At 73.5% G+C, this 19,373-nt stretch carries 15 protein-coding genes; 3 read left to right on the plus strand and 12 right to left on the minus strand.

Annotated features, from left to right (window positions below; genetic code table 11):
• Positions 1-116 precede the first annotated feature (116 nt).
• On the plus strand, positions 117-1,472 hold the full coding sequence (locus ABZ564_RS01990; protein WP_360847936.1) for an MFS transporter: 1,356 nt from the start codon (positions 117-119) through the stop codon (positions 1,470-1,472).
• Here ABZ564_RS01990 and ABZ564_RS01995 read toward each other — a convergent pair.
• The 9 genes from ABZ564_RS01995 to hrcA form a co-directional block, all read right to left on the minus strand.
• Positions 1,436-2,428 (minus strand): adenosine deaminase, encoded by a 993-nt coding sequence (locus ABZ564_RS01995; RefSeq protein ID WP_360847939.1) that lies wholly within the window; start codon positions 2,426-2,428, stop codon positions 1,436-1,438. The genes ABZ564_RS01990 and ABZ564_RS01995 overlap by 37 nt on opposite strands.
• A 38-nt stretch (positions 2,429-2,466) precedes the next feature.
• Positions 2,467-3,375, minus strand: a complete 909-nt coding sequence (locus ABZ564_RS02000; protein ID WP_360847942.1) for a ribonuclease Z — start codon at positions 3,373-3,375, stop codon at positions 2,467-2,469.
• Positions 3,375-3,734: a histidine triad nucleotide-binding protein gene (locus tag ABZ564_RS02005; protein WP_360847945.1), complete on the minus strand. Its 360-nt coding sequence runs from the start codon at positions 3,732-3,734 to the stop codon at positions 3,375-3,377. The genes ABZ564_RS02000 and ABZ564_RS02005 overlap by 1 nt, the downstream gene beginning before the upstream one ends.
• A gap of 197 nt (positions 3,735-3,931) precedes the next feature.
• Entirely contained in the window at positions 3,932-7,144 is a 3,213-nt protein-coding gene (locus tag ABZ564_RS02010; RefSeq protein WP_360847948.1) for a PDZ domain-containing protein, read from the minus strand.
• 134 nt (positions 7,145-7,278) lie between these two features.
• Positions 7,279-7,824, minus strand: coding sequence for a hypothetical protein (locus ABZ564_RS02015; protein WP_360847951.1), 546 nt, complete (start codon positions 7,822-7,824; stop codon positions 7,279-7,281).
• Between the two features lie 72 nt (positions 7,825-7,896).
• Complete coding sequence (locus ABZ564_RS02020; protein ID WP_360847954.1) at positions 7,897-8,643, minus strand: 16S rRNA (uracil(1498)-N(3))-methyltransferase; 747 nt, start codon at positions 8,641-8,643, stop codon at positions 7,897-7,899.
• Between the two features lie 118 nt (positions 8,644-8,761).
• The gene (locus tag ABZ564_RS02025) at positions 8,762-9,835 is read right to left on the minus strand and encodes a nitronate monooxygenase (protein WP_360847957.1); all 1,074 of its coding nucleotides are present in this window, start codon (positions 9,833-9,835) and stop codon (positions 8,762-8,764) included.
• A 112-nt stretch (positions 9,836-9,947) separates the two neighbouring features.
• Positions 9,948-11,084 carry a molecular chaperone DnaJ gene (gene dnaJ / locus ABZ564_RS02030; RefSeq protein WP_360847961.1) on the minus strand — a complete coding sequence of 379 codons (1,137 nt, stop codon included), beginning with the start codon at positions 11,082-11,084 and terminating at the stop codon, positions 9,948-9,950.
• On the minus strand, positions 11,085-12,101 hold the full coding sequence (gene hrcA / locus ABZ564_RS02035) for a heat-inducible transcriptional repressor HrcA (protein ID WP_360847964.1): 1,017 nt from the start codon (positions 12,099-12,101) through the stop codon (positions 11,085-11,087).
• Between the two features lie 187 nt (positions 12,102-12,288).
• On the opposite strand from hrcA, the gene ABZ564_RS02040 reads away from it, so the two are divergent.
• The gene (locus ABZ564_RS02040) at positions 12,289-13,008 is read left to right on the plus strand and encodes an MBL fold metallo-hydrolase (protein WP_360847966.1); all 720 of its coding nucleotides are present in this window, start codon (positions 12,289-12,291) and stop codon (positions 13,006-13,008) included.
• 73 nt (positions 13,009-13,081) lie between these two features.
• Positions 13,082-13,900, plus strand: coding sequence for a DUF3097 domain-containing protein (locus tag ABZ564_RS02045; protein WP_360847969.1), 819 nt, complete (start codon positions 13,082-13,084; stop codon positions 13,898-13,900).
• 116 nt (positions 13,901-14,016) lie between these two features.
• On the opposite strand, the gene hemW is transcribed toward ABZ564_RS02045, so the two are convergent.
• The 3 genes from hemW to ABZ564_RS02060 form a co-directional block, all read right to left on the minus strand.
• The gene (hemW, locus tag ABZ564_RS02050; protein ID WP_360847972.1) at positions 14,017-15,258 is read right to left on the minus strand and encodes a radical SAM family heme chaperone HemW; all 1,242 of its coding nucleotides are present in this window, start codon (positions 15,256-15,258) and stop codon (positions 14,017-14,019) included.
• A 54-nt stretch (positions 15,259-15,312) separates the two neighbouring features.
• Positions 15,313-17,205 (minus strand): ATP-binding SpoIIE family protein phosphatase, encoded by a 1,893-nt coding sequence (locus ABZ564_RS02055; protein WP_360848286.1) that lies wholly within the window; start codon positions 17,203-17,205, stop codon positions 15,313-15,315.
• Positions 17,206-17,436: 231 nt separating this feature from the next.
• Complete coding sequence (locus tag ABZ564_RS02060) at positions 17,437-19,326, minus strand: long-chain fatty acid--CoA ligase (RefSeq protein WP_360847975.1); 1,890 nt, start codon at positions 19,324-19,326, stop codon at positions 17,437-17,439.
• Positions 19,327-19,373 lie beyond the last annotated feature (47 nt).

Genomic DNA, 19,373 nt, shown 5'->3' on the forward strand with positions numbered 1-19,373 from the left:
GTATCCCGGCACCACCCTTCTTCGCATCACCCTTCGGGCATCGCCCTCTTCGCACCACCCCTTCGCCTCACCCCTCCCTGCCTTCCGCCTCCTCTGGCATGTCTTCAGGAACGCCCATGTCCTCGCGCCCTCGCGCCGCGTGGCCCCTGGTCGCCGTGTTCACCGCCGGTTACCTCGCCGCCTATCTCCTCCCCACCATCGTGGGACGGCTCTCCGTCTACCTCGGCCTCAGCACGGCCCAGGCCGGGCTGGTCGGCAGCGCGCTGCTGCTGAGTTCGGCCTCCGCCGGCTTCTCCCTGGCCGGGCGCGTGGAAACGTACGGGCCGCGCAGACCGGCACGCGTGGGACTGGTCCTGTGCGTGGTGGGGTACGGCTGCGCGACGCTGGCCGGGTCCGTACCGCTGGTGGTCGCCGGCGCGGTGGTCGGCGGCTTCGGTTCCGGTACGGCGACCGCCGTCGCGGCGGCGGGCATCGCCGCCCAGCGCGACCCGCACCGCACCTCGTCCCTGGGTCTGCTGAGCGTCTCGGCGACCGCGGGCGCCCTGTACCTGACGATCCCGCACCTGGGCGGCGGCCACCGGCTGCCGTTCGCCTCGATCGCCCTGGTCGCGCTGCTGGTCTGGCCGGCCACCTCCCGGCTCGGCGGCTCGGCTGCGGCCGGTGCGGCGGCCGTCCCCGCGGCGGGCCGGCTGCCGCACCGGCGCTCCGGCCTGGTGCTCGCGGGCGGCATGCTCGTCTGGTCGATGGCGCAGAACGCGCTGTGGGGCGTCAGCAGCCGGATCGGTGTGGAGCAGGTCGGGCTGTCCGAGGTGACCATCGGCGCCGTGTTCGCCGCCGCGCTCGGCGCCGGGCTGCTCGGCGTGATGGGCGCCGGGATGCTCGGCTCCAAGCTCGGCCGGGCTGTCCCGATCGGCGTGGGCACCGCGGTCATCGCGGGAAGCATCGTGCTCAGCTCGTCCGCCGGGAGCCTCGGCTCCTTCGCGTCCGGCGAGATCCTGTGGAACACCGTCTACCCGGTGGTCCTGTCGTATCTGATCGGCCTGGCCGCATCCCTCGACGTACGCGGCCGCTGGGCGGTCCTCGCGGGTTCCGCCTCGTCCGTCGGCGTGGCCTGCGGCCCGGTGCTCGGCAGCGTGCTGTCGGAGGAGGCCGGCTACCCGGGAATGGGCCTGATCCTGGGCGTGGCGACCCTGCTGGTCGCGCTCCCGGTGACAGCCGTCGCCCTGCACACCGGCGGCCGTCCGCTGGTGCCCGGTTCGGTACGCCGCCGGGGCGGTGCGCCGGCGGCCCTGCTGGCGGTCACCACGGGCGCGGTGCCCGGCGCCGTGCCCAAGGTGGGCGCGCCCGAGCAGGCCGTCACGGAGATCAGCATCCCGGCCCTGCGCCGCAGGCGCCTCGGCAGGAACGCGTTCCGCACGGCCGGTCCGGAGGGCGGTCAGTCGAACGCGTACGCCTCGACCTCGGACAGGTAGCGCGCCCTGCGCTCCTCGTCGTGGTCGAGGAAGGCCGCCCGGAAGGAGTTGCGGGCCAGCGTGCGCAGCTGCTCGCGGTCCAGGCCGAGGGCCTCGTGGACGGCGTGGAAGGTGTCGCCGACGTACCCGCCGAAGTAGGCGGGGTCGTCGGAGTTGACCGTGCAGAGCAGCCCGGCGTCCAGCATCGCCGGCAGCGGGTGCTGCTCCAGGGTGTCGACCGCGCGCAACCGTACGTTGGACAGCGGGCACAGGGTGAGCGGTACGCGCTCCGCGACCAGCCGCTTCACCAGGTCGGGGTCCTCCATGCAGCGCAGTCCGTGGTCGATCCGTTCCACGCCCAGCACGTCGAGCGCCTCGCGGATGTAGGAGGGCGGCCCCTCCTCCCCCGCGTGGGCGACCTTGCGCAGCCCGAGGGCCCCGGCCCGTTCGTACACCTCGCGGAACTTCACCGGCGGGTGGCCGACCTCGGCGGAGTCCAGACCGACGGCGCTGATGCGGTGCAGGTGCGGCCGGGCCGCCTCCAGGGTCTCCAGCGCCGATTCGGCGGACTGGTCCCGCAGGAAGCACATGATCAGCTGGGTGGAGATGCCGTGCTCCTCCTCGCTGCGCTCCAGCGCCCGGCCGAGCCCCTCGACGACGGTGCCGATGGGCACGCCGCGCGCGGTGTGGGCCTGCGGGTCGAAGAAGATCTCGGCGTGCCGCACGCCCTGGGCGGCGGCGCGGGTGAGGTAGGCGTCGGCGAGTTCGGTGAAGTCGTCCTCGGTCCGCAGCACCGTCATCAGCGCGTAGTACAGGTCCAGGAAGCTCTGCAGGTCCTCGAAGAGGTACGCGGTGCGCAGGGCCTCGCTGTCCGCGTACGGCAGGGTCACGCCGTTGCGCGCGGCGAGCGCGAAGGCCAGTTCCGGTTCGAGGGTCCCCTCGATGTGGAGGTGGAGTTCCGCTTTGGGGAGGTGCACGGTGTTTCTCTCTCACGCAGGTGGTGCCGTGGGTGGTGCTACGGGTGCCGGCTCGGGACCGGTACGCGCATCAGGTCCTGGGCGACGGTCAGCTCGCCCTCGTAGCCGGCCGCCCTGGCCTCGGCCTCGAAGGCCTCGGGCTCCGGGTAGCGCTGGGAGAAGTGCGTGAGGACGAGATGCCGCACGCCCGCCTCCCGGGCGACCCGGGCCGCCTGGGCCGCGGTCAGGTGGCCGTGGTCCGCGGCCAGCTTCCGGTCCTCGTCGAGAAAGGTCGACTCGATGACCAGCAGGTCGCACCCCTCGGCGAGGGCGTGCACGCCGTCGCAGAGCCTGGTGTCCATGATGAACGCGAACCGCTGTCCGCGCCTGTGCTCGGAGACGTCGGCGAGCGTGACACCGCCGAGGGCGCCCTCGCGCTGGAGGCGCCCCACGTCCGGCCCCTCGATGCCGTGCTCGGCGAGCTTCGCGGGCAGCATGCGGCGCCCGTCGGGCTCGGTGAGCCGGTAGCCGTAGGACTCGACGGGGTGCGAGAGCCGGTGGCTGGCGAGGGTGTACGCGGCGGTGGCGGCCAGCGGCCCGTCGGCGGTGACCGGGGCCTCGGTCAGCTCCACGGACTCACGGTAGGCGGTGGCGTACCGCAGCCGGTCGAAGAAGCGCTGCCCGCTCGCCGGGTAGTGGGCGGTCACCGGGTGCGGGACCTGGTCGAGGTTGATCCGCTGGATCACCCCGGCCAGGCCCAGCGAGTGGTCGCCGTGGAAGTGCGTGACGCAGATCCGGTTGATGTCGTGCGCGGCGACACCGGCCCGCAGCATCTGGCGCTGGGTGCCCTCACCGGGGTCGAAGAGGATGCCCTCGCCGTCCCAGCGCAGCAGATAGCCGTTGTGGTTGCGGTGCCGCGTCGGGACCTGGCTGGCGGTCCCGAGCACGACGAGTTCACGTGCGGACATTATCCGGGCGGCCATTCCAGGCCCCGGCCGCCCAGCACGTGCGCGTGCGCGTGGAAGACGGTCTGGCCGGCTCCTGCCCCGGTGTTGAACACGATCCGGTACCCGGTCCGGTCGATCTTCTCGTCGGCGGCGACGTTGCCCGCTTCGCACAGCACGTCGGCGAGCACCTGCGGTTCGGCGGCGCCGAGCGAGGCGGCGTCGGGGTGGTGCAGGCGCGGGATGACGAGTACGTGGGTGGGGGCCTGGGGATTGATGTCGCGGAAGGCGACGGTGGTGTCGGTCTCGCGGACGATGGTGGCCGGGATCTCGCCCGAGACGATCTTGCAGAACAGGCAGTCGGGTTGCGGTTCTCCGGCCATTTGCTCGCGCGCTCCTTGGGTCTCGGTGACGATTCGCTGCCGGTCAGCCTATCCGGGCGGGCCCGGCGGCCGACGCCTTTTCGGGGGCGCCGCCCTCCGCCGCTCAAGGAGCAGGGCCCGGGGGCAGGGCCCCGGTTTCGGTAAGGGGCGGGGCGGGAACAGGCACGCCGCAGGCGCCCCGCCCCCGCCCCCTCACCTCACTGCCCCGGCAACTCCGGCGCCACCTTCGCCGGCACCCGCTCCAGCGCGTCCAGCGCCACCCGCACCGCCTCGTCCAGCTGCGGGTCACGCCCCTCGGCGTGGTCCCGCGGCGTCATCACGACCTCCACATCCGGGTCGACGCCGTGGTTCTCGACGCCCCACCCGTACCCCTCCAGCCAGAACGCGTACTTCGGCTGGGTGACCAGCGTGCCGTCGACCAGCCGGTAGCGGCTGTCGATGCCGACCACTCCGCCCCAGGTGCGCACGCCGACCACGGGGCCGATCTTCAGCGCCTTGATCGCCGCGTTCACGATGTCGCCGTCCGAGCCGGAGAACTCGTTCGCGACGGCCACTATCGGCCCGCGCGGGGCGTCGCCCGGATAGCTGTAGGGCCGCATGCCGCGCGGCAGGTCCCAGCCGACGATGCGGCGGGCCAGCTTCTCCACGACGAGCTGCGAGGTGTGGCCGCCCCGGTTCTCCCGGACGTCCACGACCAGGCCCTCGCGCGCGATCTCGGTGCGCAGGTCGCGGTGGATCTGGGCCCAGCCGGCGCCGACCATGTCGGGGACGTGGAGGTAGCCGAGGCGCCCGCCGGACCGCTCGTGCACGTACGCCCGCCGGTCGGCGACCCACGCGTGGTAGCGCAGGGCCTCCTCGTCGGCGACGGGTACGACGACGACATGGCGCGGATCGCCGCCGTCGGCCGGGGCGACGGTCAGCTCGACGGGCTTGCCGGCCGAGCCAGTGAGCAGCGGCGCGGGCCCGGTGAGCGGGTCGACGGGGTGGCCGTCGACGGCCAGGATCGCGTCCCCGGCCCGGACGGCGACGCCCGGCGCGGCGAGCGGCGAGCGGGCGGCCGGGTCCGAGGTCTCGGAGGGCAGCACCCGGTCGATGCGCCAGCTGCCGTCCTCCGCACGGGAGAGGTCCGCCCCGAGCAGCCCCTGCCGGGCCGCCTCGTCGCGCCACCCGCCGGGCGGGGTCACGTAGGCGTGCGAGGTGCCCAGCTCGCCCTGGACCTCCCAGAGCAGGTCCATGAGGTCGTCGTGGGTCGCGACGCGCTCCAGCACCGGCCGGTAGCGGTCCAGGACCCCGTCCCAGTCGACGCCGCCCATGTCGGGGCGCCAGAAGTTGTCCCGCATGAGGCGGCCGGTCTCGTCGTACATCTGACGCCACTCGGCGGCCGGGTCGAGGGTGCGGCGGATGCGGGAGAGGTCGACGGTCACGGCGTCGTCGTGGTCGTCGTCGCCCGCGGGCACCCGGCTGTCGGAGGGGACGACGGACAGCTTGCCGTGGCTGACGATCGCCAGCCGCTTCCCGTCCCCGCTGACCGCGAAACGGCTGACGTCCGAGGACAGCTCCTCGCAGCGCAGCTTCTCCAGGTCGTACCGCTCCAGGACGGTCTCCGGGCGGCGCGCGTCCGGGCCGGCCCCGCTGGTGCCGAGCACTCCGGTGAGCGGGTGGCGCAGCCAGAGCAGCCCGTCCCGCGCGGCACGGAGCGAGGAGTAGACGGCGGCCTCGACGGGAAGGGGCACGATCCGGTCGGCGAGGCCGTCCAGGTCGATGCGGGTGATGGGGAGGGCGGTGGGGTTGTCCTCGCCGTCGCCGCCCTTCTCCTTCTCCGCGGGCCGGCCGTGCAGCTGCGGGCCGAACGGGGAAGGGGTGGTCGCCGCGAGCGTCAGCAGGTGCGGCCGGCAGGAGCCGACGAACGCCATGTCGAAGACGTGCGCGTCGTAAATGGGGTCGAAGGCGCGCTCGGAGAGGAAGGCCAGGTGCTTTCCGTCGGCGGTGAAGGCGGGCGCGAAGTCCCGGAACCGCAGCGGGGTGGCCTCGGAGACCGACAGATCGGCGATGTGGGCCAGCTTGAGCTGGCTGAGCGGCTCGGGGCCGGGGTGCGACCAGGCGAGCCAGGCGGAGTCGGGCGACCAGGCGAGGCCGGAGGCGTCGCCGTTCTCGCTGCGGTCCACCTCGTGGATCTCGCCGCTCTCCCGCTCGACGATCAGTACGCGGCCGTCGTGCGCGGCGACCGCGAACCGGCTGCCGTCGGGGGCCGGGGCGAGGTCGAGGACACGGCCGATCCGGCCGGCCGCCAGGCGGCGGGGCACGGCGCCGGGGGCGGTGCCGGTGGCGGGGGCGATCTCCAGCGCGTCGTCGCCCTCGGCGTCGGTGACCCAGACGACGTGCTGGTCGCCGTCGGCCTGGAAGGTGCGCGGCAGCCTGGCCCGTACGCCGGGTTCGGCGGCGAGCACGCGGGCCGGGCCCTCGCGGTGGGTGACCCAGTGGACCGCGCCCCGCGAGCAGACGGCGCTGCCCCGGCCGGTGCGGTCGGGCGACGCGCTGGTCAGGTGGCTGTCGGCGTGCAGCGGATAGGGCTGGAGGTCGGCGCGCTGGCCACCGAGCCGGATCTCGACGTGGCGGGGCTCCTCGCTCTCCAGGCTGTCCAGGAGCCGGAGTTCGCCGGCGGAGGCGTAGACGACCCTGGTCCCGTCGGTGGTGGCGTGACGGGCGTAGAAGCCGTCGACGGGGGTGTGCCGGCGCAGGTCGGCACCGTCGGGCAGCGAGGAGTAGAGGGCGCCGACGCCCTCGTGGTCGGAGAGGAACGCGATGCGCTCCCCCACCCACATCGGGCACTCGAGGTTGCCGTCGAGCTCCTCGTGGACCCGGACGAACTCCAGCGGGTCGTCCTCGGCCGCGATCCAGAGCTTGCCGGCCGTGCCGCCCCGGTAGCGCTTCCAGGTGGCGGCCTCGCGGCCCATGGTGGCCGAGAGCAGCAGGACCCGTCCGCCGGGCCCGTACGCGAGGGAGCCGACGGGGCCGTACGGGAGGGTCCGCGCGGGACCGCCGTCGACCGGGACGGCCCGTGCCCAGCTGCGTCGCAGGGAGACCTGGCCCTGGGTGCTGGTGACCAGTACGTCCCCTTCGGGGGTCCAGCCGTGCACGGCGGTGCGGGCGGCTCCCCAGTGGGTGAGCCGCCGCGAGGGCCCGCCGTCGGCGGGGGCGATGTGCACCTCGGGCGCCCCGTCACGGGTGGACGTCCAGGCGACGAGGGTGCCGTCGGGAGATATGCGTGGCTGGGTGACGGGACGGTTGTCTGCGCTGACCCGCCACGCCCGGCCGCCGTCGAGCGGGGCGAGCCAGACGTCGTCCTCGGCGGTGAAGGCGATCAAGTCACCCTGGACATGGGGATACCGGAGGTAGGAAGGCTGTGTCACACGATCACCCTAGGCCGCGGACGTGCCCAGGGCGACGGGGTTGGCCGGAGTACGTCCCACGGCGGCACCGGTGGCGCGGGTATGCCTCCGGGACATGCGGGCCGGGGTGCCCGTCAACGGCCCCTGCCGCTCACCTACTTGCCGGGGTAGGCGGTGACCGTGACCGTCACGGTGGCCGTCGGACCGTCGTGCCGGCCCGGGGGCCCGGGGGGCGGCGCCGTCGTGGCCGGGGCGCTGCAGTCGCCGAGCAGGGTGGCCCGGAAGACGGCGCGCCCGCCGGTCTTCGCGGTCATGTCACCGCGTACGCACCGCCCTTCGACCGCCTGCGTCACCCGGCCGCCGAGCGTGATCTCCCGGCCGTCCTTCGTCATGCCGTCGCAGTCGACGTCGGCGACGCGGCGAGCGGGGGCGGTGGACGCTCCGGAGCGGGCGGGTGACGCTTTCGCGCCTTCCCCGCCGAGTGAGGCCGTGCAGGTCAGCCAGCGCACCTGGACGCCTTCGTGCTCCAGCGCGCGGGTGGCGGTCCGGTCGGTGGTCACGGCGACGGAGGCGGTGTTCAACGCCCCGATGCCGTCGGCCGGTTCACAGGCGCTGAGCCCGGTGACGGCCGCCGCGGCGAGGCAGAGTGCGGCCGGAAAGCGACGGACCGTACGACGGCCCCATGCCCTTGATGTCCCCATACGGGAAGCTTCCCACCCCACTTGGCGGCGCGGTAGACCGATTCCGGGCACAACCACCCCATCGGGGACGGGTTACGACCAGCGTCCCGTACGTCCCAGCAGCAGCGCCGTCGCCGCGGTGCCGGCCGTCGAGGTGCGCAGGACCGACGGGCCGAGCCGGCAGGTGCGGGCCCCGGCGGCGGCGAACGCGGTCAGCTCGTCCGGGGAGACACCGCCCTCCGGGCCGACGACCAGCACGATCTCGCCCGCCTCGGGCAGGGCGACGGTGGCCAGGGGCTCGCTGTCGCAGGCGCGGTCCTCGTGCAGGACGGCCGCGAAGTCCGCCGCGGCCAGCAGCGCCGCGACCTGCTTGGTGGTGGCCAGGCCGGCCACGTCCGGGAAGAGCACCCGGCGGGACTGCTTGCCCGCCTCCCGGGCCGTACCGCGCCACTTCGCCAGGGACTTGAGGCCGCGGTCGCCCTTCCACTGGGTGATGCAGCGCGCCGCCTGCCACGGCACGATCCCGTCGACGCCGGTCTCGGTCATCGTCTCCACGGCGACCTCGCCCCGGTCCCCCTTGGGCAGGGCCTGGACGACGGTGATCCGGACGGCGGGGACGGGCTCCTCGTGGACCGGGTCCAGATCGCCCACCACCAGCCGGTCCTTGCCCTCGGCGGCCCGCACGACGCCCTGCGCCCACCGGCCGCGGCCGTCGGTCAGGACGACCTCCTCGCCGGCGCGCAGGCGCTTCACGGAGACGGCGTGCCGCCCCTCGGGCCCGTCCAGGACGAACTCCGGCGCGTCCGGCAGCTGTTCGACGACGAAGACGGGTGCCGTCACTGTGTACCTCCGAGGATGCCCCGGCCTTCAGACCGGGGAAGAAGTGGAAGACCTGTCGGATCGCTGATCCACAGGCGACGTGAGCCGGGGATCCCCCTGCTTCAGCTGAGGGAGGGTGTCAACGCGTACTCCTCGTGCTCACGGCCGTCCGTGCGGCGTCCAGTTCCTCGGCGAGCAGCCGGACCAGCCGGCCGGCGGGCAGTTCGCGGGCCAGCCGGTGGCCCTGCCCGGCCCACAGCGCCATGCCCTGCGCGTCCCCGGCCCGGGCAGCCGCCCTGCGCAGCACGGAGGTCATGTGGTGGACCTGCGGGTAGGCGGCGGGGGCGTCCGCTCCGTGCTCGCGCACGAAGCGGTTGACCAGGCCGCGCGCCGGGCGCCCGGAGAACGCCCTGGTCAGGGTGGTCCGGACGAACAGCGGGTTGGTCAGGGCCTGTTTGTGCAGCACGTGGGCGCCGGACTCCGGGCAGGCCAGGAAGGCGGTGCCGAGCTGGGCGGCGTCGGCGCCCGCAGCGAGCACGGCGGCGATCTGGGAGCCGCGCATCAGACCCCCGGCGGCGACGACCGGTATCTGCACGGTCTCGCGGACCTGGGTCACCAGGCTCAGCAGCCCGGTCCCGCCGTCCTCGGTCACCGGGTCGTCCTGGAAGGTGGAGCGGTGGCCGCCCGCCTCGGTGCCCTGGGCGCAGACGGCGTCGGCCCCGGCCCACTGGGCGGCCTGGGCCTCCTCCGGCGAGGTGACCGTGACGACGGTGCACGTACCGGCCGCGGCGAACGCGTCGAGGGTGTCGCGCGAGGGGCAGCCGAAAGTGAAGGAGACGACCGGGACCGGGGCGTCGAGGAGGACGGCGAGCTTGTCCTCGTAGCCGTCGTCACCGGGGACGTCGGTGTCACCGGGAGCCGTCTCGTACCGGGCGGCCTCGTCCGCGAGCCGGCCGCGGTAGACCTCCAGGGCCGCGGGATCGGCGTGGCTCTGCTGCGGCATGAAGAGGTTGACGCCGAAGGGCTGCCCGGTCAGGCCGCGCACCTGCTCGATCTCGTCGCGCATGCCGTCCGCCGTCTTGTAGCCGGCGGCCAGGAAGCCGAGCCCGCCGGCCTCGGAGACCGCCGCGGCGAGCTGCGGGCAGGAAGGACCACCGGCCATGGGGGCCTGCACGATCGGATACCGGCAGAGATCGGTCAGTGCGGAGGACATGACCGCATCGTGTCATGTCCTTCCTGTCCCGTGATGCCCGCCCCGCGGCAGCGTTCCGTCCGGGCGCGGTACGGACCCGGCGGCCGGGTCCGTACCGCGTGGACGTGTGCCGTCAGCGGCCGTTGAAGGCGTCCTTCAGGCGGGAGAACAGGCCCTGCTGGCCAGGCTGGAACTGGCCGGTGGGCCGCTCCTCGCCGCGCAGCTCGGCCAGTTCGCGCAGGAGGCGTTCCTGCTCGGGGTCCAGCTTCACCGGGGTGGTCACCTCGACGTGCACGATGAGGTCGCCGCGTCCCCCGCCCCTCAGGTGGGTGATGCCGCGCCCGTGCAGCGGGACGGACTGGCCGGACTGGGTGCCCGGCCGGATGTCGACCTCCTCCAGGCCGTCCAGCGTCTCCAGCGGCACCTTGGTGCCGAGGGCCGCCGCCGTCATGGGGATGGTGACCGTGCAGTGCAGATCGTCGCCGCGGCGCTGGAACACCGCGTGCGGCAGCTCGTGGATCTCGACGTAGAGGTCACCGGCGGGGCCGCCGCCGGGGCCGACCTCGCCTTCACCCGCGAGCTGGATGCGGGTGCCGTTGTCGACACCGGCGGGGATCTTCACGGTCAGCGTGCGCCGCGAGCGGATGCGGCCGTCGCCGGCGCACTCCGGGCAGGGGGTCGGCACGACCGTGCCGAAGCCCTGGCACTGCGGGCAGGGGCGCGAGGTCATGACCTGGCCCAGGAAGGACCGGGTGACCTGGGAGACCTCACCGCGGCCGCGGCACATGTCACAGGTCTGCGCGGAGGTACCGGGGGCCGCCCCCTCGCCGCTGCACGTCGTGCAGACGACGGCCGTGTCGACCTGGATGTCCTTGGTGGTACCGAAGGCCGCCTCGGCGAGGTCGATCTCCAGCCGGATCATGGCGTCCTGGCCGCGCCGGGTGCGCGAACGGGGTCCGCGCTGCGACGAGGTGCCGAAGAACGCGTCCATGATGTCGGAGAAGTTGCCGAAGCCGCCCTGGCCGAAGCCGCCCGCGCCGCCGCCCCCGGACTGGGAGAGCGGATCGCCGCCGAGGTCGTAGACCTGCTTCTTCTGGGCGTCCGACAGCACCTCGTAGGCGGCGTTGATCTCCTTGAACCGCTCCTGGGTCTTCGGATCGGGGTTCACGTCCGGGTGCAGCTCGCGGGCGAGCCTCCGGAACGCCTTCTTGATCTCGTCCTGGGAAGCGTCGCGGCGCACGCCGAGTACGGCGTAGTAGTCCGTGGCCACTTACGACTCCGCCAGGATCTGTCCGACGTAACGTGCCACTGCGCGTACCGCTCCCATCGTTCCGGGGTAGTCCATGCGGGTCGGTCCGACCACGCCGAGTTTGGCGACTGCTTCGTCGCCCGAACCGTAGCCGACCGCGACGACGGACGTGGAGTTGAGCCCCTCGTGGGCGTTCTCGTGCCCGATGCGTACGGTCATGCCCGAGTCCTTGGCCTCGCCGAGCAGCTTCAGCAGCACGACCTGTTCCTCCAGTGCCTCGAGCACCGGCCGGATCATCACCGGGAAGTCGTGTCCGAAGCGGGTGAGGTTGGAGGTGCCGCCGATGATCAGCCGCTCCTCCGTCTCCTCGACGAGGGTTTCGAGCAGGATCGAGAGGACGGTGGACACGGTTCCCCGGTCCTCGCTCTCGAAGGATTCCGGCAGGTCCTGCACCAGCTGCGGGACGTCCGCGAAACGGCGTCCCACCACCCGGCTGTTGAGCCGGGCCCGCAGATCCGCGAGCGAGGTCTCGCCGAACGGCGCCGGGCAGTCGACCAGCCGCTGTTCGACCCGGCCGGTGTCCGTGATCAGCACGAGCATCAGCCGCGCCGGAGCCAGGGACAGCAGTTCCACGTGCCGCACCGTCGAACGGGTCAGCGAGGGGTACTGCACGACGGCGACCTGCCGGGTCAGCTGCGCGAGCAGCCGTACGGTCCGGCCCACGACGTCGTCGAGGTCGACCGCGCCGTCGAGGAAGTTCTGGATGGCGCGGCGCTCCGGCGACGAGAGGGGCTTGACGCCCGCGAGCTTGTCGACGAAGAGCCGGTAGCCCTTGTCCGTCGGGATGCGGCCCGCGCTGGTATGGGGCTGGGCGATGAAGCCCTCCTCCTCCAGCACCGCCATGTCGTTGCGGACGGTCGCCGGGGAGACCCCCAGCTTGTGCCGCTCCGTGAGCGCCTTGGAGCCGACGGGCTCCTCGGTCCCGACGTAGTCCTGGACGATGGCGCGCAGCACTTCGAGTCTGCGTTCGCTGAGCATCGCGCGCACACCTCCAGCTGTCCATCTCGGTGGTTCTCGGGCCGTTCCCGGGATTCCTCCTGGCACTCGGTGCGTACGAGTGCCAGCGATCCCCGGCCAGTGTACGGCGACGGGGTGGCTTCCTAGCAAGGGCGACCGGCCATCCCGGCCGAGCGACCGCGCAGGTCGCTGCCGATAGCGTCGTCCCATGGATGCCTCTTGGGAAGACTTCGGGTGGGAGCGGCTCGGTCACGGGGTGGGCCGCCGGCGCCTTCCTGGCTGGGACGCGACGGCGTTGCTGGTGGCCGGGACGGACGGGGTGCTGCTCTGCGACACCGGGGCGTCACTGCGCGAGGGGGTCGAGCTGCGCACGCAGGCGCAGGCGCTGCTCGGCCGGAGGGTGACGCACATCGCACTCAGTCACCCCCATTTCGATCACGTGCTGGGCACGGCCGCCTTCGCCGGGGCCCGGGTGTACGGCGCCGCGGGTACGGCGGAGCTGCTGCGGCGGGGGGCTGACGAGGTGTACGCCGACGCGGTGGCCCAGGGCCTGCCCGGCCCGGACGCCGCCGAGTCCGCCGATGTGCTGGTGGCTCCGCGCGAGGAGGTGTACGGGGAGTGGACGCTGGACCTGGGCGGCCGGGAGGTGCTGCTGGTGAACGTGGGCGCGGCGCACAGCGGCCACGACCTCGCGGTGCTGGTCCCGGGCTCCCCCGCGCTGGTGTTCTGCGGCGACCTGGTCGAGGAGTCCGGCGAACCGCAGGCCGGCCCGGACGCCCACCCCGCACGCTGGCCGGCGGCGCTGGACCGGCTGCTGGAGCTGGGCGGCGAGGACGCGCTGTACGTGCCGGGGCACGGGGCGGTGGTGGACGCGGCGTTCGTCCGGGCCCAGCGGCAGGCATTGGCCGGGCGGTTCGGAGTGTCGTAGCGGGGGAAGGCGGAACGGCCGGGGGGCCACCCGGTTCGGCGTGTCGCGGGTCTTCCCCGCTTATCGTCGTGCGATGCGCAGCTACCAGCCCGATCTGACCCCGCCGTGGAAGAAGTCCGCCCCCGCCCCCGAGGTGCCGGCCGAGCCCGATCTGGTCGTGGAGGAGGCGGTCACCGGTTTCTGCGGTGCGGTGATCCGGTGCGAGAAGACCGCCGAGGGGCCGACGGTGACCCTGGAGGACCGGTTCGGCAAGCACCGGGTCTTCCCGATGGCGCCGCGCGGCTTCCTGCTGGAGGGCCGGGTCGTCACGCTGGTGCGCCCGTCGGCCGGCGGACCTGTGCGGCCCGCGCGTACGGCCTCCGGTTCGGTGGCGGTGCCCGGGGCGCGGGCGCGGGTGGCGCGGGCCGGGCGGATCTATGTGGAGGGGCGGCACGACGCGGAGCTGGTCGAGCGGGTCTGGGGCGACGACCTGCGCGTCGAGGGCGTGGTCGTCGAGTACCTGGAGGGCATCGACGACCTGCCGGCGATCGTGCGCGAGTTCGCGCCCGCGCCGGGCGCCCGTCTGGGGGTACTGGTCGACCATCTGGTGCCCGGCTCCAAGGAGTCCCGGATCGCGGCCCAGGTCTCGGACGGCGACGTCCTGGTGGTCGGCCATCCGTACATCGACGTGTGGGAGGCCGTGAAGCCCGCCTCGGTGGGCATCGCCGGCTGGCCGGTGGTGCCGCGCGGGCAGGACTGGAAGACGGGCGTGTGCCGGGCGCTGGGCTGGCCGGAGAACACCGGCGCGGCCTGGCAGCGGATCCTGTCCTCGGTCCGCTCCTACCGGGACCTTCAGCCCGAGCTCCTGGGCCGGGTCGAGGAGTTGATCGATTTCGTCACCCTTCCGGACTGAGGTCCGGCGGGCCTCCCCGTCACCCCCGGCAAGCCGGTGCGGCGGATCCGCGGAGGGGTCCGGCGCCGGACGTCGTCGGATTCGTACGCCCGGTGCGCGCCAGGGTGAGCCTCCGCTCAGTCCACCAGATCGCGCACCACCGCGTCGGCCAGCAGGCGGCCGCGCAGGGTCAGCACGGCCCGCCCGTCGTCGAACGGCGCCGGTTCCAGGAGGCCGTCGTCCACCGCGCGACGGGCCGCCGCGAGCCCCGCGGGGGCCAGCAGCGAGAGCGGGCAGCCGTCGACGAGCCGCAGCTCCAGCAGGATGCGCTCGACGCGGCGGTCCTCGGCGGACAGGATCTCGCGTCCGGCGCCCGGTGACCGCCCCTCGGCGAGCGCCTGCGCGTACGCCCCCGGGTGCTTCACGTTCCACCAGCGCACGCCCCCGACGTGGCTGTGCGCCCCGGGCCCGGCGCCCCACCAGTCGGCCCCGCGCCAGTACAGCTCGTTGTGCAGGCAGCGGCCCTCGGGCGTGCGGGCCCAGTTCGACACCTCGTACCAGGAGTAGCCGGCGGCGGCCATCGCCTCGTCCGCGATGAGATACCGGTCGGCGTGCGCGTCGTCGTCGGTCATCGGGATCTCGCCGCGCTTGATCCGCCGGGCGAGCCCGGTGCCCTCCTCGACGATCAGCGCGTACGCGGAGACGTGGTCGGGTCCGGCGCCGATCGCCGCGTCCAGCGAGGCGCGCCAGTCGTCGTCGGACTCGCCGGGGGTGCCGTAGATCAGGTCGAGGTTGATGTGCTCGAAACCGGCCGCCCGCGCCTCGGCGACGCACGCCTCGGGCCTGCCCGGGGTGTGGGTGCGGTCGAGGATCTTCAGGACGTGCTGCCGGGCGCTCTGCATGCCGAAGGAGATCCGGTTGAAGCCGCCCTCGCGCAGCTCGGCCAGGTAGGCGGGGCCGACGGACTCGGGGTTGGCCTCGGTGGTGATCTCGGCGTCGTCCGCGAGCCCGAACTCCTCGCGGATGGCCGCCAGCATCCGGACCAGGTCGGCGGCGGCCAGCAGGGTCGGTGTGCCGCCGCCGACGAAGACCGTGCGCACCGGGCGGGGGTCGTCGCCGAGGACCTTGCGGGCCTGGCGGATCTCACCGATCAGGTGGGAGGCGTAGTTGTCCCGGGAGGCCAGCGCACCGCCGGAGCCGCGCAGCTCGGTCGCGGTGTAGGTGTTGAAGTCGCAGTAGCCGCAGCGGGCCGCGCAGTACGGCACGTGCAGGTAGAAGCCGAGCGGGCGGCCGGCTGCGCCTTCCAGGGCGTGGCGGGGCAGCGCCCCGTCGTCGGGCACGGGTTCACCATCGGGCAGTACGGAAGGCATACCGTCCATTGTCGCGCGCCGCCCGGCAACCGGACGCCACGCCCTTCTCCTCCCCGCCCGGGCCTACTCGGCCTGGAGCACCAGCAGCGCCAGGTCGTCGTCCGGCGGGCGCTCGGCGAAGTCGTGCACGGCGTGCTTGATGCGCTCCGCGATCCCCTCGGCGCTCAGCCCCGCGCAGCCGGACAGCGCCTGCGCGAGCCCGTCGCCGTCGTCGAACATCTGCCCGCCCGAGCGCCGCTCCGTGACCCCGTCCGTCACGCAGAGCAGGCTGTCGCCGGGGGCCAGGTCGAAGCTCTGGGTCTCGTAGACGGCGTCGTCCATGAGGCCGAGCAGCAGCTGAGGCTCGGCGGCGGGCCGCACGGTGCCGTCGGGGCGCAGCAGCAGCGGCAGCGGGTGGCCGGCGCTGGCCAGGGTGCAGCGGGCACCGCCGCCGGGCAGCGGCACCAGTTCCCCGTACAGCAGGGACAGGAAGCGGGACTGCCCGCCGTTGTCCGCGGAGTGCTGGCCGCCGGCGGCGGCGACCATGAGCGCGGCGGCCTCGGCGGCCTCCATCGCGTCGTCCAGGAGCAGCCGGTTGAGCCGGACCAGGACCTCGTCGGCCTGGAAGCCCTCGCGGGCCAGCAGCCGCAACCAGGGGCGCGCGAGGCCGGTGACGACGGCGGCCTCGGGGCCGCTGCCCTGGACGTCGCCGAGCACGAAGCACCAGCGGCCGCCGGGGCACGGGAAGATGTCGTAGAAGTCGCCGCCGACGACGCCGTCGTCGCTCGGCTCGTAGACGAGGGAGCTGGCGACGCCCGGTATCCGGGCGACCTTGCTGGGCAGCAGCCCCCGCTGCAGGATGCGGCTGATGGTGGCCTGCCGGGTGTAGGCGCGGGCGGCGCCGACGGCGAGGCCGACCCGGCGCACGAAGTCCTCGATGAGGGCCGTGAGCTCGTCGGGGAGGCGGACGGTCGACTCGCGGCCCAGGAGCACGGCTCCGAGGGTGCGGCCGCCCGAGGTGATCCGGTAGGCGAACGCGACGCCCTCCTCCTCGTCGGGCGGCTCGCCGTCCTCGGTACCGCCGGGCCACGGCATGGAGACGGCACCGGTGCCGACGCGCTCCGGGAGCCGGAGCGGGTCGCCCTCCAGCAGGGCGCGCAGCGCCGGGATCTGCTCCTCGTCCACGTGCCAGACCTTGGCGAGGCGGGGGACGGCCGCGGGGCCGCCGCTCTCGGGCTCCAGCCAGATCGCGCACCAGTCGGCGAGCCGGGGGACGAGTAACTGTCCGGCGAGGGCCGCCACGATGTCCTCGTCGAGCTGCCCGGCCAGCAGGTCGGACGCCTCGGCGAGGAAGGAGAGCGCGCCGCGGCCGGCCCAGTCGCCGTCCTCGCGGGCGGTGCGCCGGGCGGTGGGGGCGAGCAGTTCGGCGGCGCGCAGTCCTCGGGCGAGCCCGGTCTCGCCGCGCCCCTCGGGGAACGGATTCCAGTCGTCCACGGGCAGTCTGGCCCAGACGGTCTTCGTACCCGTGCGGTAGGTGATGCCCCACCGTTCGGCGAGGGCGGCGACGATGTCCAGACCGCGACCGTAGTCGGCGGGATCGCCCACGCCCTCGGCACTGTGGCCGTGGTCGCCGCGGACCGTGCGGGCGGGGTGGTGGTCGGAGACCTCCAGGACCAGTGCGGACGCCTCGTCCTCGGTGGCCTCCTCCAGCCGGAAGAGCAGTTCGACCGCGGTGCCCGCGTGGACGACGGCGTTGGTCACCAGCTCGCTGACGATCATCGCCGCGTCCTCGGACAACCGCTCGCTGAAGCCCACCGCCGCGGGCAGGCCGAGCCCGGTCCACTCGTCGAGCGCGGCGGTGACGAACCGCCGGGCCGCGGAGGGCGCGAGGAGGTTGCCGGGCAGGCTGGTCCGGGCGACCGGCTGCGTGCCCGTGGCGGCTGTGGTTCCGGGACGCTGCACGATGTCCCGCTGCAAGGGAATGGACCCCACAGGGCGGCTCCTGACCTGTTCTCGCTCTGCCTGTTTCTCCGTTGTGCGCCGCTGACGACACGGACAGAGTGACAGATCGGTCCTCCCCGCACGCGCCGAGTTACCGAAGTGATGGGTGAAGACGTCGCGAGAAAAACGCGCCGGCCCCCGCGCCGGAGCGCGCGGGGGCCTTCGGAGGGGCGTACGAGGATGCCGCGGGCGCCGGCGGGGTGCCGGTCACGCCTCGCGGGAGCCTGCGTACATCTCCTCGATCAGGTCCTTGTAGGCGCGCTCGACCACGGGCCGCTTCAGCTTGAGGCTGGGCGTGACCTCGCCGTGTTCGATGTCGAGGTCACGCGGGAGCAGCCGGAACTTCTTGATGGTCTGCCAGCGCTGGAGGCCCTCGTTGAGCCGCTTGACGTAGCCGTCGATCAGTTCGACGGTCTTCGGGGAGGCCACGACGTCCGCGTAGGACCTGCCCTCCATGCCGTTCTCGGCCGCCCAGCCGAGGATGGTGGGTTCGTCGAGGGCGATCAGCGCGGTGCAGAAGTTACGGTCCGCGCCGTGCACCAGGATGTTGGAGACGAACGGACACACCGCCTTGAACTGGCCCTCGACCTCGGCGGGCGCGATGTACTTGCCGCCGGAGGTCTTGATCAGGTCCTTCTTGCGGTCGGTGATCCGGAGGTAGCCGTCCACGGAGAGTTCGCCGATGTCGCCGGTGTGGAACCAGCCGTCGGCCTCCAGCACCTCGGCGGTCTTGTCCGGCAGGCCCTGGTAGCCCTGCATGATGCCGGGGCCGCGCAGCAGGATCTCGCCGTCGTCGGCGATGCGCACCTCGGTGCCGGGCAGCGGTTTGCCGACCGTGCCGGTGCGGTAGCACTCGCCGGGGTTGACGAAGGACGCGGCGCTCGACTCGGTGAGGCCGTAGCCCTCCAGGATGTGGATGCCGGCGCCGGAGAAGAAGAGCCCGATGTCGGGAGCGAGCGCGGCGGACCCGGAGACGCAGGCGCGGAGCCGACCGCCGAAGGCCTCACGGATCTTGGCGAAGACCAGGGTGTCGGCGACCTTGTGCCTGGCGCCGAGCGCGAAGGGTACGGACGCCTTGCCGGTGCGCCGGAAGTTGTCCTGCGAGACGCGGGCGTACTCGCGGGCGACGCCGGCCGCCCACTGGAAGATCTTGTACTTGGCCCCGCCGCCCGCGCGCGCCTTGGCCGCGACCCCGTTGTAGACCTTCTCGAAGATGCGCGGGACGGCGGCCATGTAGGTCGGCTGGACGACCGGCAGGTTCTCGATGATCTTGTCGACGCGGCCGTCGACGGCGGTGACGTGGCCGACCTCGATCTGCCCGGAGGTGAGGACCTTGCCGAAGACGTGGGCGAGCGGCAGCCAGAGGTACTGGACGTCGTCCTTGGTGATCAGGCCGGTGGAGACGGTGGCCTTGGCCATGTACGACCAGTTGTCGTGCGGCAGCCGTACACCCTTGGGGCGGCCGGTGGTGCCCGAGGTGTAGATGAGGGTCGCCAGCTGCTCGGAGGTGATGGCGTCGACGCGCTCGCGGACCGCCTCCGGGTTCTTCGCGAGGTGCTCGGCGCCCAGGGCCTCCAGCTCGGCCAGGGTGAGCACCCAGCCCTCGGGGTCGCCCTCGGCCGGGCCCGCGCCCTCGGCGTCGATGACCACGACATGGGCGAGGTCCGGGAGCTCGGCGCGCCGCTCGCGGGCCTTGGCCAGCTGGGCCGCGTCCTCGGCGATCAGGACCCGGCTCTCGGAGTCGGAGAGGATGAACGCCGACTCCTCGGCGTTGGTGGAGGGGTAGACCGTGGTGGTCGCGGCGCCCGCGCACATGACCCCGAGGTCGACGAGGATCCACTCGACCCGGGTGGACGAGGCGAGCGCGACGCGTTCCTCCGGCCGCACGCCGAGCGCGATCAGCCCGGCGGCCACGGCGTACACCCGCTCGGCGGCCTGCGCCCAGCTGAGCGACTTCCACTCGTCCGGTCCCTCGCCTCCGGCCGCGGGGACGGGGTAGCGGTAGGCCTCCCCGTCCGGAGTGGCCGCCACCCGGTCGATGAAGAGGGTCGCCACGGAGGGCGGGCGGTTATCGATCATGGTCTGTGTGTCGCTCACGACATCCTCCGGGCCTGCGGCGGTACTTCACGACCGGCTGCTGGTTG

This window comes from Streptomyces sp. NPDC019224 (genome assembly GCF_040632605.1).
Lineage (GTDB): Bacteria > Actinomycetota > Actinomycetes > Streptomycetales > Streptomycetaceae > Streptomyces.

Coding starts and splice junctions, on each gene's coding strand:
- ABZ564_RS01990 (WP_360847936.1), top strand. CDS start 117: ATGTCCTCGCGCCCTCGCGCCGCGTGGCCCCTGGTCGCCGTGTTCACC.
- ABZ564_RS02000 (WP_360847942.1), bottom strand. CDS start 3,375: ATGTCCGCACGTGAACTCGTCGTGCTCGGGACCGCCAGCCAGGTCCCG.
- ABZ564_RS02005 (WP_360847945.1), bottom strand. CDS start 3,734: ATGGCCGGAGAACCGCAACCCGACTGCCTGTTCTGCAAGATCGTCTCG.
- ABZ564_RS02015 (WP_360847951.1), bottom strand. CDS start 7,824: ATGGGGACATCAAGGGCATGGGGCCGTCGTACGGTCCGTCGCTTTCCG.
- ABZ564_RS02025 (WP_360847957.1), bottom strand. CDS start 9,835: ATGTCCTCCGCACTGACCGATCTCTGCCGGTATCCGATCGTGCAGGCC.
- hrcA (WP_360847964.1), bottom strand. CDS start 12,101: ATGCTCAGCGAACGCAGACTCGAAGTGCTGCGCGCCATCGTCCAGGAC.
- ABZ564_RS02040 (WP_360847966.1), top strand. CDS start 12,289: ATGGATGCCTCTTGGGAAGACTTCGGGTGGGAGCGGCTCGGTCACGGG.
- ABZ564_RS02045 (WP_360847969.1), top strand. CDS start 13,082: ATGCGCAGCTACCAGCCCGATCTGACCCCGCCGTGGAAGAAGTCCGCC.
- hemW (WP_360847972.1), bottom strand. CDS start 15,258: ATGGACGGTATGCCTTCCGTACTGCCCGATGGTGAACCCGTGCCCGAC.